We start from the raw sequence: 12942 nt of genomic DNA on the forward strand, positions 1-12942 counted from the left end.
TTCCTTTATTCCATATATGAAACGATACGCTTTGCTAAGGCCATAACTACATTAACAGTAACACTATTACCAAACTGTTTATATGCTTGAACTTTTGAAGCACTTGGCTCAAATTCATCAGGAAAACCTTGCAAACGGGCGGCCTCTCTAGGACTAATCTTTCTAGGGTTTTTACCATCTTGAAAGATAAGAACCTCACTACCATCTTTATAATATCTTGCAGAAATAGTATTCGTATACGGAGATTCTTCAGTTACTAATCCATAACCAAACCCTTTCCCATTTAACTTATTTTGAATTTTCCTTCGTTGATGCCCCTCCCATAATCTATCCGAAATGGTTAATTTAGGATCTGGATTTTTCTCTAATTTATCACCTACTTTAACTTCATGGGCTAGTGGTTTTGGATATTCAAACTTATCAATCACGCCATCACGCCACAATACAATATATATTCGCTGCCTATTCTGTGGTATCCCAAAGTCCACTGATTTTAGAACCATTTCTTTAGCTAATGTTTGAATTTCCTTTGTAGAGCCATGCTCGATAACACTTTTAGGGATATTACAGCTATAACCAATCTTAGTTAGCGTTTTTAAAATCACTTTGAGCGTGTAACCTTTATCATGGCTAATTAACCCTTTCACATTTTCCAGCAGCGCAAACTTAGGTTTTTTCGTTTCTAGAATATTGGCTATGTCATGGAATAAAGTACCTCGAGTATCTTCAATACCTAGCTTAAGGCCTGCATGTGAAAATGGTTGGCATGGGAAGCCAGCCAAGAGAACATCGTGTTCAGGAATTTCATTTCCCGGTATTTTTGTTATATCGCCAAACGGTACCTCACCATGATTATTTTTATAAGTTTGTTGTGCGTGCTTATCAAATTCGGAAGAAAATACACAAACGCCGCCACTTTGCTGGAAACCGAGCCTGACGCCACCGATACCAGCAAATAAGTCAATAAACCTAAATTTACTATCAAAATCTGGTTTTAACTTTAAAGAGTCAAATACATCACTAAAAAAAGCGCTTCTGGTTGTATGTAATCCATTTTTTTGTAACAGATTAACTACCTCTACTTTAAGTGCCTCTGGCTTACTTATTTCAGGATTACAGTAAAACTGGCTGTCGGTGGCAATGGCGTGTAACCACTGATCAATTACAGCTTCAACGGCGCTCTCTTGCGGTACATGTTGAAGTGCTAAGGGTTTAATAAGCACTTCTGCTTGTAAAAGGACATTGCTTTTATTGTTCATTATTGACTACTACTATAAATTCTTGATGGATGACGCTAGGGCGATGCATGGTTTTTGTACTTTGCATTTCAACTAAATTGTATTTGCCCAAGGTTTTTAGTGTTCTTGAGACACTACTAACCGCTTGACCTGTAAAGACTGCCAGCGCAGTAACCGATTTAAGTGAGGCGTACCAAATATCAACGGGGTAATCGGGGTCAGGTGTTTGCCCTTTAATCCCAATCACGCAACGCGATTGTTTTGCGTTTTTCATTTACTTACTCGCACAGCTTGATCAAATTATTCCTAAGCTTATGCGAGTGCGTAAAGCGGCGCTTAGCCAATCAGAAAACTGTATGCTTATACATGTATTACGCATATTATCAATTACTGATAATAGCGCAAGGGCACTTTATTTTTTATAAGCTTAACACGTTGATATATATGATTTACTTTTTTATTCTTGCAGCTATGGCAATATATATTTTAATGCGTATAACCTGAGTGATAAATATGCTTTTATATTTGCATTAAAAGCATTGAGCTTTTTTCATGTAAATAGTGACTAAGTTTCATTATGATTTTATAAAAAACATGGTTGAATAACGCCATATTGCACAAAGACACAAAGACTTGTTATGAATAAACTCACTGTTTTAGATGGCGTCATGGGTCGTGAACTTAAACGCATGGGCGCGCCGTTTACACAGCCACGGTGGAGTGCACAAGCTCTAATAGAAGCTCCGCATTTTGTAACGCAGGCTCACCAAGGTTTTATAGATGCAGGCGCTGAAATTATTACAGTAAATAGCTATGCGTGTGTCCCTTTCATTTAGGTGAAACGCTTTACCAAGCACAAGGTGCAGCCCTTGCACAGCAAACTGCTGTAATTGCAAAAGAAGCAGCTTAAAACACTAATCAAAACATGCTAGTTGCGGGTTCATTGCCACCCGCATTTGGATCGTACCGTGCTGATTTTTTTCAAAGTGAACGCGCATTTACTATTTTAAATACCCTGTATAAAGCACAGGATGTATATGTAGATGTTTGGATTGGTGAAACCATATCAAACATTGAAGAATCGCGGGTTATGGCAAGGGTACTTAAAGGCTCAAACAAACCATTTTATTACGCATTTACCTTAAATGATGAAGTAAGCGAACAAGCGACATTGCGCTCTGGTGAATTAGTATCCGACGCTATCTTAGCATTACTCGAACATAATATAACGGGCATACTCTTCAACTGCTCTATTCCCGAGGTTATTGAACAAGCGCTGCGCGACACAAATACTGTACTAAAACAGCAAAATAAACATCTTGATTTTGGGGCCTTTGCGAATGGCTTTACACCAATCGCCAGCGACTATAAAGCCAATGAAGGCTCGCAAGGTTACCGCGACTTATCACCCGCTGAGTATGTAGACTTTGCTAAACAATGGCACAACCTTGGCGCAACAATTATTGGTGGCTGTTGTGGTATTGGCCCTGAATTCATAGCAGCACTGGTAAAGTGGAAAAGCGATATTGAAGCGCTTTAATATCATTTATTTAATTACAAAAGTATCGAGAACCCCTTTTAATCTTATTGACTGGTTCCCAATACCCAATCGAGCCCTTGTATTACTTAGAACGGCCTCGCCAGCCACTCCACACATCATTTTCTGGGTTAGCTTTATTTTTTTTCTTTTTCTTGCCGGTGCCTTCGGGCTTGGCCATGGGTTTATCGTTTTTAAGCGCATCAGCTGCATCAAGATTCGCTTGGTTTACTGCAAAGCCTGCTACCTCTTCGCGCTCTAAGCGTAGTTTATTTTTCTTTTCGATAATTCTAAAGTGATGGAAGTCTTCATAATCAATTAACGATAACGCTAGGCCAACTTCACCGGCACGGCCGCTGCGGCCAATACGGTGCATGTAATCAGCGGGGCTGCGCGGTAAGTTAAAGTTAATAACAACAGGCAGTTTGGCAATATCTAAACCACGGGCTGCTATATCGGTGGCAATAAGTACTTCTATTTCGCCCGCTTTAAATTTTTCGATTACGCGAGTACGCTCACTTTGGCCTTTATCACCATGGAATACTTGTGCATTCACGCCGCGCTTTTCAAGCTTGCTGGCTAAGTGCTCACAATCTTTTTTAGCGTTGACAAATATCAGCGCTTGGCGCCATTTGTGCTGCTTAATTAAATGCGCTAAAACCGTGGTTTTTTCGCCTTTATTAACTGTAAATACGCGCTGTACTAAGGTGCTTTCGTCTTTACTCTGAACTTGTATTTCAACCGGATTATTTAACAGCTCTTGCGTTAAAAGCATTACTTGCTCTGGGAAAGTAGCTGAAAACAACATGGTTTGTTTTTTAGCAGGCATAAGCGCTAATAGCTCAGCAAGCTCTTCAGTAAAGCCAAGGCTTAACATGCGGTCAGCTTCATCAAGTACTAAGGTTGTTACTTTATCAAGCTTAATCGCATTGCTTGAGATTAAGTCGAGTAAACGCCCTGGGGTTGCAACAATGATATCAGCACCGCCGCGAAGTGCCTGCATTTGGGTATTAACCGACACACCACCAAATACCGCCACCGTTTTAATGGCGCCATTAAAGTTAGCAGAATACGATTTAACACTATCGGCTACCTGCACTGCCAGCTCGCGAGTAGGTACCAAAATAAGCCCTGTTACAAAGTTGCCTTTGCTCGGCGCTTTATTAGCACCTTGCGCTAAAAATAGCGTTTGTAGCATAGGCAAAGCAAAGGTTGCTGTTTTACCTGAGCCGGTATTTGCCCCCGCAATTAAGTCACTCCCCGCCAAGATACTTGGAATTGCTTTTGCCTGAATCGGCGTAGGTTGCGAGTATTCAAGATCAGACAAACGAGCAATTAGCTCTGGAATAAGGCCAAGTTCGTTGAAATTACTAGGATTTGCGGATGAGGTCATAAAAGGTGCGGGCTCATTACTAAAAATAGCCTGTAATTTTAGCGTATTTAGCAACTATTAAGTAGAGGTTAGTGATTTAAATAATATTTAGCTATAGGTAATAAAAAGACGCTTGCGCGTCATTTTTATTTAACAGTAACTAAAAACCCTAGTTACGCTTATCTAGCTCTACCTGTAACCTAGCTTTTGTTTCTTTTAAGTAATTTATATAAGGGTATGAGTCATCTGCAATGGCTAAAGCAGACTCCATCTGTTCAAGTGCTTGGCGAGTATCACCTTGCATTTCATAGCCATAAGATAAAGCTGAAAGCGCATCGACTGATTTTGGGTAGTTTTTTATATTGTACTTAAACACCTCTATAGCGCGGGTAAACTGCTTGCTGCCCGTTAAGTTATAACCGAGCGATCTAACAGCGCGATCCGGTGGTGATATTTGCTCGCCCCATTGCTGAGATAATGTTTGATAATAAGCATCAATAGAAGCTACATCATCAGTTAAAGCGCTGATTGGCATTTGCTTAGGTAAAAATAAGTTGTAATAGGCATTAAATACGCCAGCAACAGAGGTTAAGCCATGTGAGATACCATCAAACGCATCATTAAAAAAGCGTAACCCCCGCACTTTAGGCGATTGCATACCTTGCAGCAATTCATCATACCTTTCCCGCATTATGCCGGCTTCTTCGCCGATATTGATGTAAACGTAGTTATTCAGGTCTTTCGTTTTAGTTATAAATGATTTTGTGCTTTTTACCATTGCGCCATAATTCCACCAAACAGCAGGGCTATACGCAATATGCGCTTGAAATAACTCAGATTTGGCCTGCAACGCATACAGCGCAAATACACCACCAGCAGATGCGCCAGCAATCACTTTATAGTCATGCGTACGATAATTTTTATTAACGAGAGGAATGAGCTCTTGCTCAAAGAACGCTAAAAACTTTGCCGCGCCGCCCCCTTCACCGACAGGCCCTTGTGGCTCTTTATTCACTGTAGGATACATATCTCTAAGTCGATTAGTGTTTTCAATAGCGACAATAATAACCTCAGGCGCACGATTATCATTTTGTAAGCGCTCAATAACAGCACTAGCAAGCGATATATTACCCGCTCCATCTAAGCGATATATAACAGGATATACCTTATTTGACTCAGCTTGGTAGCTCTTTGGTAACTGTACAACAACAGTGCGTTCTTCGTTTAAAACAGCCGATTTAATAGTGTGTGTGTACTGAGAGTAATCTGTACTTTGCTGTTTAGTGCCAGATTGTGCAAAGGCACTTTGTGAACTAAAAATAATACTAAAGCTAACAAAACAAATAACGGTTAATAAACGCATGACTAATCCCTTAGAGAATAATAAGTTACTTAAGTTAACAGAGTTTCAGGCACAAAAAAAGCGCCTTAAGCGCTTTTTTAACATTAATAAATGTGCGACTATAATAAAGTTTGATAAAAACATAGCCCCTTAAAAGCTATAAATTAGCTAAAGTTTGATAATTATTCCTTCTCAGCCTCTAGCGATCCTATAATAAAGTTTGATATTTTTTAAATGGTTCCTTGTAGCTCTTTGATAAGTTGATTTAACTTTTCTTGTAAACTAGTAACCCATTTTTCTTTATATTCACCCTCATTTAAAGTCTTACCTTTATGTTTTAGTCTCGGGTGATTACAAGCTTGAAATAAATGAGCTCTTTCTCTGATAAATTGATGCTTCCATTGAGCTCCGTTGTCAGAAAAATTCTGAATAATTTCCTTAAAACGAATATTCGCATCATCTTTCAGTCCTAAAATTAAAGTACTTGCTCCCTTTGCCTTTATCAAGCTTGTAGTATCAGCTTCAAGCATTACAACTTCCACCTGCTGCACCACAATAATAGCCCTAAAGAACCTTAATGTTTGCTTATCTTTAGTCTTAAAGATAGCCATACTTCCATTTGTTGGATTTGGAAACACACCACAATTAATTGCTTTAAGCTCGATTCCTTTTTTGCCGCTTAGCTCATTTACCACATCTTTAAAAATTAAAAACTTCTGAGGCGATTCTTCGGCTTCTTCAAAATCATCTTCCTGATTTATTATAGGGTCGAACTCTTGAGCACTTCCTTCGACCTCTGGCGTACCAACGCCAGCTTTTTCAGGAGTAAAATCGCCACTGTCATTAATGACTGCTGAGCGTTCTAAAGCCTTCTTTCCATCAGAAAGAGTTGCACTCTGGATACCTGATATATTAAATGAAAAACTTGTTGAATTAAGACTATGAAGCCGCTTAGAAAAACCCGGAATATCACCTAGATCAAGCTCAGGATCTATGTCTACACTAGGTGCCTTAGTAAGTTTTGCTTTTTCTTTACTCGAAAGTGCTGCTGCATCCTTTTTTTTAGGATGGCTAATTTCAACTTTGGGATACTCCCTATCAATATGTGCATTAACTATAGACTCAATCCTCTGTACGAGTAATTTCCCCGATTTATTATCTTTTATGACTGACAATTCAACCTGCCATTCTTTTAAGAGTGGTGGAGTAAAGTCGAAAGCCATTAAACTTGAGTTTTTTTGAAAGCTTCGGTAAATCGAGAAAAGGCTTTTTCTTGCATTTTTATCTAGTAAAAGCCATGCAAGATGTGTCCTTTGTTGTTTAGTTTTTAAATAACTAACAGGATACGTCGTAGATTCTGGAAAGCTAATTTTTATGGGAGAGGTCACTTTATTAATAAATGCAAGTTGAGACAAGCCGTTTGCCATATAAGCTGCATCTACCAGATGTCTATTATGAAAAAATAATATCCTCGCTAATTCAAATCCCGTTATAGATATAACCCCCATATCTGTTTGATATAGGTATCTATAATGATCTGATGACTTATCTATGCCTTTTCCTTCTAAAATGGTTACTTTAAGCCTTTCAAATTCAGTTTCTTTTGATATTTTTTTATTCTCAAATATTCTTCCCGGAGCCGCCAAACTTGCCATTTCAATAGGCAAAGATGAATACTGTCCATCTTGCCATTGCACACCTATATATACGCGCTTATTTTTAAATAATATATTTGAACTGAAAACACCGACCACTTCTTTAAGTTCAACATTTTCTCGAAGGGATCTGAAAGCAGGAAAATTCCTCGAAATCCATTTCGAGGATGCATTTGACAGGCTCACGACTACGCTGTTTACTAAGTCCGGCAAGACGTTCAATTTCATAAGGTCTGGGTAAAGGCTCATTTTTATTTATACAATTTATTATAATAGCCAGAACTCTACGAATTTGGTACTCATCAATTGACTCTGTATATTTAATAAAAAAGCACTTACTAAGAGGAAGCTTCTCTAAATGACTAGTAACCCCCCATATAACCCCCACTTGAGCAATGAACCAAGTTTGAGTCATTCGAGGTAAGCTTAAATTATCATAGCTTTTATTTCGAACTAGAATCAGCTTCTTAACTAGCTCTTGATCACGCTTTGCCCAATTTACCTTCCCTATATTGTAATAAATGCGCTTAGGTAAATGCTTTTGTAGCCAAGCATTATCATACCGAAAAAGCCATAAATACAATCTAGCTCCTTCCCTAGTCCCCCGAATGCTTTTTAAGCTATCGAACTGGGAATAAATCAGCAACCAATTAGTGCGGTATTCATCAACTTTATCTTCAAGCTTACTGTTCGTATAAACCTTCTTTTTCTGTCTTTCCGGGATTATCAAAGACGCTTCGTTTATCGCACCAAAAATTGATTGAAAAGGAAATAAAGCCATCATACAAACTAAGTGGTGTAGAGCTGTATAATGCCGTCTGTGTTTGCGGAAAAAAGCAAGTAGCCAGCTATTTTCATTATGTATCCCAAGGCCATGTGATGATAAAAATTTAATACCCCAGTAGGATATAACCCTTTCTTTAATCTTAAGGTGATCGGGCCTTGCACCATTTACAAGGCCAATGTCTCTGATCGCTTTTTGGTAAAATATTGCCCATTGTAAAGGTGAAACATAAGGAGTATTTATCTGTAGTAACTGCTGTAAATGAATTGCGAGTTTTGACAGCTTATTGTTTGAATCAACATCTATATGTATTAACTTATCTGAAGTAATAACCTGAGATGCATTACAGAATCCATGCCTACTGCTTGGAAACAGTTTGAAGTGACTATTTTGTAAATAAACAAAATGTTTAGGGCAAACAACTAACCCCGGAAGTTGAAAAGACCTACGCCAGTACGAGTAAGCCAATAGCTTATTATCTTCGGCAACACATTTCGGACAATACCGATAATACATAGGCCAATGAATATTTGAAGCGTTTTTCCCTATAGTCGTCAGAGCCGTTGATTTTTCACTGTATATCAAACTATTTTGTACGGCTTCAATTCTTTGAGGTTCTATAAATGACTGAAAAAAAGGCAGTAGTGAGTGTCGATTGATTACATCAGTCTCGCTAACAGACCATAAATGCCCTACATTCGACAATAAAGGCTGTATATGGCCTTGCAGTAATGCTGAAGGGACAATATTTCTAGTACCAAATAATAGATCTAACGCAGCTTTGTCATTTTTTAGTCCTTGTCTTGCTACAAAGCGAGCTAAGATACTTACAAGTAGCTCATCATTGTGCGCTATCGGAAATTGCATGATCATAGTAGCACCTCTGTACGCAAAGAATGACTAGCTATTAGTTTGAAGCGTGAATAAAAAGCTGTGAGAGCTTAACGGCAATTACCTTAACTCGCTTAACCCCAATGCTATCGCCTCTTGCTTAAACCGGCCAAATATATTTACTGTCTGTTCATAAGAAGATATTAAACACTTTTCAGATACATCACTCGCCTGCTCAAAATCTGTTTTTTCAGTATCAATATCTCTAAGTTGAAGCTCATATTTAAAAGGGCTCAAATTAGTATCACCAGATAAAATAGTCACCTCTTCTGCATTAATACCGGTATCAACTTCTGGCTTTATAGTATCAAATTTAACTATATCTGCTTCAAAGGGGACGTCCTGTTTAACACGGTAGGCGTATTCCACCAGTTTAGGCTCTGCGGGCATATATATAATAGCTTCTTGGTTTGTAGAATCTGTTACTCTCAGAATTCGCCCCAAAATCTGCCTAAAGTGCATCTCTGTTTTAATATTAGTTAGGTGGCAACAAACCTGTAGTCGAGGAATATTAGTACCTTCACTTATCATCCCAACTAAAATAATCCACTTACTTGTTGAATGTCTAAACTGTTGAATAATAGTAGTTGAGTCACTTTCTCTGTATGTCACTACAGTACTGTTTTCATTAAACCAAGCTTTCATAAGCACTGCTATTTTGGTAGCGTGACCGACAGATGAAGCAACGATCAATCCTGCGGCATCGGAATTAAAAGCTCTTATATTTTTTAATTTTTTATGAGCAGATGAAATTACATATTTAATGACTTTTTCATTCTCGATGATATGTTGATAAGAAATTGCTGATTGAGTAAGTAAGTCCTTAAAACTATTAAAAGCTTTAGTCTCCTCATTGCGTCAAACCCACTAACCACATGGCCTACAGCCAGGTTTGTGTCATGGAATTTTCGCCAAAGGCCTCTAAAACGGAATTTGTACTCAAGTTTGTACACACTTTCCGAGGTTACGCTTGAACATCATTGAAAAGCAAAGAAACAAGAAAAAGACAAAAAGCCTTTAAATTCAGTACGTAGAGATGTGATTGTGGTGTGCAATGAAAGGTGGTTTTAAGCGTTGAAAGGCTGGGCGCATCAGGGTGCGAAATGATAGCGAACGCCATTATCTTATTGATTTCATTAAGAAAATCTTGGTTTACCAAGTATGAATTCTTTTGTCTTTACACGGGGTTGTAAATACTTTGAGAAGAAACGCACACTTAGCTCTTCGTCAGTCAAACCCGTCTTGTTAATCGTGATTGGTCACTATTTTCGCTGATCTTGGCTATATAAACAATCAATGGTTTCGAGATAATCCCCGATTTTATTCTGAGCAGTAGCAAGATTTGTGCGTTTTTGTAACCCCACCTCATGTGAAATCAAAACATCAGACGTATGTTCTCGCTCCTAGGTAGTGCGAAAGTAATCTCACCCTCAAGCTGCAAAGATGATACATCATGGTTTCGTTCTACCCTTTCACAACATAGGAATGGGAGGCTTCATAATGTCAGCTTGAAACAATATTGACTTTTTAGATTTCACAATTCATGAAGACACAAATGAAGCAGCCACCCTAGGATTATTCATCAATAATAGCGCTGCGTTCCTCTGAGAATGTTTCACATTATATCAGCTACAAAATAAAATGTTCCCTTCAAGGTGCGTATTCTCATGACTTTGATCACCGATTCTCATCAGCTTTGATCACCTGATTTATCATTTTGTAGAGCCGTTTTTAAATTAGCTTAACTGATCATCATCAGTCAATTTATTTAGTTGTTTTCGTATCGATTCTCCTTTTAAGTTCAACTTAATCGAACCATGAATTAGCCTATCTAAAATGGCGTCAGCATGGGTTGATTCTCCGATCATCTCATGCCAGTTTTCCTGCGGGAGCTGGCTTATAATTATGTGTGATTTATACCCATACCGCGCATCGATTAATTCGAGTAAGTCACCTCGTTGCTGCGCACTCAGTGGTTCAAGCCCCCAGTCGTCTAAGATCAGTAGATCATACTTTATTAACTTCGCCAGTAATTTCCGGTAACTACCATCTGCTTGTGCTAGAAACAGGCTTTCAAGTAGTTCTTTTAATCGAATATAGTAAACACTTTTTCCTTGTAGGCAGTGCTCATGCCCTAAGGCACATGCGAGGTATGTTTTTCCACAGCCTGTTGCCCCGGTGATTAAGATATTTTGGTGTAAGTTCAGCCAGCTATTTTGGCTTAAGTTACGTATCTGTGCTTTTTCTATATTACGTGTCGGCGAGTAAATTAGCTGATTTAACTGAGCCGGTAAGCGGAATTTAGCGTGGCGTACGAGTCGGTCGATTTTTCTTTGCTCACGCGTGTCAATTTCATGTGTTAGCAATAAACTGACGCGCTCTATAAAGCTTTGTTCTTGATATAGATTTGGCTGTTCAAGCTGCTGCTTGAGTGCGTGCTTTATACCCGATAACTTGAGTAGTTGAAGTTGCTGGTTAATGGTGTCTATCATGATTCATTTCCTTAATGGTAATACTGTGTGCCGCGTATGTTGCCATGCTTAATTGGCTTTTCTGGCTCGGTTTGCTGTGTGGGTAACGGTTGTTGATCCAACCCTTTTTTCAGCATCTGCTTAATTGATTTGAGTGTGGTCGTATTCATCACGATTGCGCGATAACACGCTTGCTCAAGCCTTTCTTTTGAATAGGTTTTAGCTAAACTTAACAGCCCTAAACAGGCGCGATAAGCGTGCTCGGGGTGACGTCGTCCACTGAGCTGTAACTCAACAACTTAGTGGGTATACTCTCCAATACTTAATGCCCATGAGCGTAAATTTATTGGTGACTGCTCATGCTGTTTTTGATGCGCCAGAGGCATATGATGAGGCTGTGTTGTATGCCCCCCTAAACGATGTGAGCGCGGATGCTGTGCGATTAAGGTATCGTCATGATAAAGCTGTACTAGCTGATTGGTTATGTGTGCGCGTAATTGTTTCTTAACCCACTGATACGGCACACTGTAATAATGTTTTTCTATTTCAACATGATAATCAATGTGTACTCGCACCGTTTTGATTTGTGTATAGTGATAAGGCTTTTCAGGCAATGGCTTTAATGCGCTTTTATCCACCCTATCAAAGAGCTGTTTACGTGACTGTTGATATTGCTTCATCACCTTATTGTTCATTACATCAAGTAGCTTTGCTATTTCTTGATTTAGGTGCGCTAAGCTGTAGAAGGTTTGGTTACGCAGACGTGCCATGATCCAACGCTCAACAATTTGTACACCGACTTCAGCCTTCGATTTATCTTTGGGTTTATAAGGTCTAGCGGGTATGACCGCGACATTAAAATACTCGGCTAATTGATGATACGTGGGGTTTAAATCAGGCTCGTAGCGACAGGGTTTACTAACGGCGCTTTTTAAGTTGTCGGGAATAACAAGTTCAGGCACACCACCTAAAAACGCAAAGCAACGGGCATGACTCATCACCCAATCTTCAAGTTGTTGACTATACGTTGCCTCAGCATAGGTATAATTTGATGCGCCGAGCACGGCAACAAACACTTGAGCAGGTCGTGTCTCCTGTGTTGTAGGGCACGTGATGGTCAGCGTGGGGCCACAATAATCCACAAACAATTTTTCACCGCCTTTATGATGCTGACGCATCGACAACCGTTGTTTTCCTAACCATTCCCGATAGGCGCGGCAGAAGTGGCTATAGCTGTAATAAGGCTCACCGACTTTATCACGCAATTCATCGAATACTAACTGCAACGTCAAATGTTTGTGCTGCTTTAAATCCTTATTGATGGTGAGCCAGTCAGGTGTTGGGTATCTTTTTTGACGGGTTGAGAAGTCCCTGATTTTTGTATTAAGAAAAGTACCGTGTTGTTTATCTTCAGGTAACGGCCATTGGTTTAAGCTTAACTCATTGGCCTTTTTAACGTAATTAGCCACAGTGCCAGGGGAGATAGTTAAGCTTCTGGCAATCTTTCGATGGGATAATTTTGCTGAATATTTCAGCCGTAAAATAGCATGTAATTTACTCATAGATATAGGTCTTGTTGACATTATTGTTATCCTCATCAAATGATTTAGATAACGGTTTAACATACCTACAAAAATGATAAAACGTGAACT

Annotated in this window: 8 protein-coding genes and 2 pseudogenes; 1 reads left to right on the plus strand and 9 read right to left on the minus strand. The window is 39.1% G+C overall.

Annotated elements, in window-relative coordinates:
- Positions 1-5: 5 nt before the first annotated feature.
- Both L641_RS0114630 and L641_RS0114635 read right to left on the minus strand, forming a co-directional pair.
- A complete protein-coding gene (locus L641_RS0114630) occupies positions 6-1259 on the minus strand; it encodes a DNA cytosine methyltransferase (RefSeq protein ID WP_024602281.1) in 1254 nt (417 codons plus the stop codon).
- Entirely contained in the window at positions 1249-1512 is a 264-nt protein-coding gene (locus tag L641_RS0114635; RefSeq protein ID WP_024602282.1) for a hypothetical protein, read from the minus strand. The genes L641_RS0114630 and L641_RS0114635 overlap by 11 nt, the downstream gene beginning before the upstream one ends.
- Positions 1513-1876: 364 nt before the next feature.
- Between L641_RS0114635 and L641_RS22360 the strand changes: the two are divergent.
- Positions 1877-2778: pseudogene (locus tag L641_RS22360) on the plus strand (homocysteine S-methyltransferase family protein).
- An 82-nt stretch (positions 2779-2860) separates the two neighbouring features.
- On the opposite strand, the gene L641_RS0114650 reads toward L641_RS22360, so the two are convergent.
- The 7 genes and pseudogenes from L641_RS0114650 to istA all read right to left on the minus strand — a co-directional run bounded on the left by L641_RS0114650 (position 2861) and on the right by istA (position 12873).
- Complete coding sequence (locus L641_RS0114650) at positions 2861-4168, minus strand: DEAD/DEAH box helicase (RefSeq protein WP_024602283.1); 1308 nt, start codon at positions 4166-4168, stop codon at positions 2861-2863.
- Between the two features lie 148 nt (positions 4169-4316).
- Positions 4317-5510 carry an alpha/beta hydrolase-fold protein gene (locus L641_RS0114655; RefSeq protein WP_024602284.1) on the minus strand — a complete coding sequence of 398 codons (1194 nt, stop codon included), beginning with the start codon at positions 5508-5510 and terminating at the stop codon, positions 4317-4319.
- A 209-nt stretch (positions 5511-5719) separates the two neighbouring features.
- A complete protein-coding gene (locus L641_RS0114665; protein ID WP_144443715.1) occupies positions 5720-7330 on the minus strand; it encodes a hypothetical protein in 1611 nt (536 codons plus the stop codon).
- Positions 7254-8801 (minus strand): TnsD family Tn7-like transposition protein, encoded by a 1548-nt coding sequence (locus tag L641_RS0114670; RefSeq protein WP_024602286.1) that lies wholly within the window; start codon positions 8799-8801, stop codon positions 7254-7256. Before L641_RS0114670 ends, L641_RS0114665 begins: the two co-directional genes overlap by 77 nt.
- Positions 8802-8879: 78 nt before the next feature.
- Positions 8880-9464 carry a hypothetical protein gene (locus L641_RS0114675; RefSeq protein ID WP_051385869.1) on the minus strand — a complete coding sequence of 195 codons (585 nt, stop codon included), beginning with the start codon at positions 9462-9464 and terminating at the stop codon, positions 8880-8882.
- A gap of 1091 nt (positions 9465-10555) precedes the next feature.
- The gene (istB, locus tag L641_RS0114680) at positions 10556-11311 is read right to left on the minus strand and encodes an IS21-like element helper ATPase IstB (protein ID WP_024602287.1); all 756 of its coding nucleotides are present in this window, start codon (positions 11309-11311) and stop codon (positions 10556-10558) included.
- Between the two features lie 11 nt (positions 11312-11322).
- Positions 11323-12873, minus strand: a pseudogene (gene istA, locus L641_RS22365) (IS21 family transposase).
- Positions 12874-12942 lie beyond the last annotated feature (69 nt).

The sequence above is a fragment of the Pseudoalteromonas sp. TB41 genome (assembly GCF_000497975.1).
Lineage (GTDB): Bacteria > Pseudomonadota > Gammaproteobacteria > Enterobacterales > Alteromonadaceae > Pseudoalteromonas > Pseudoalteromonas tetraodonis.

Excerpts from the sequence above, each read along its gene's own strand:
- L641_RS0114630 (WP_024602281.1), bottom strand. The coding sequence starts at position 1,259 with ATGAACAATAAAAGCAATGTCCTTTTACAAGCAGAAGTGCTTATTAAA.
- istB (WP_024602287.1), bottom strand. The coding sequence starts at position 11,311 with ATGATAGACACCATTAACCAGCAACTTCAACTACTCAAGTTATCGGGT.
- L641_RS0114635 (WP_024602282.1), bottom strand. The coding sequence starts at position 1,512 with ATGAAAAACGCAAAACAATCGCGTTGCGTGATTGGGATTAAAGGGCAA.
- L641_RS0114675 (WP_051385869.1), bottom strand. The coding sequence starts at position 9,464 with ATGAAAGCTTGGTTTAATGAAAACAGTACTGTAGTGACATACAGAGAA.
- L641_RS0114670 (WP_024602286.1), bottom strand. The coding sequence starts at position 8,801 with ATGATCATGCAATTTCCGATAGCGCACAATGATGAGCTACTTGTAAGT.
- L641_RS0114655 (WP_024602284.1), bottom strand. The coding sequence starts at position 5,510 with ATGCGTTTATTAACCGTTATTTGTTTTGTTAGCTTTAGTATTATTTTT.
- L641_RS0114650 (WP_024602283.1), bottom strand. The coding sequence starts at position 4,168 with ATGACCTCATCCGCAAATCCTAGTAATTTCAACGAACTTGGCCTTATT.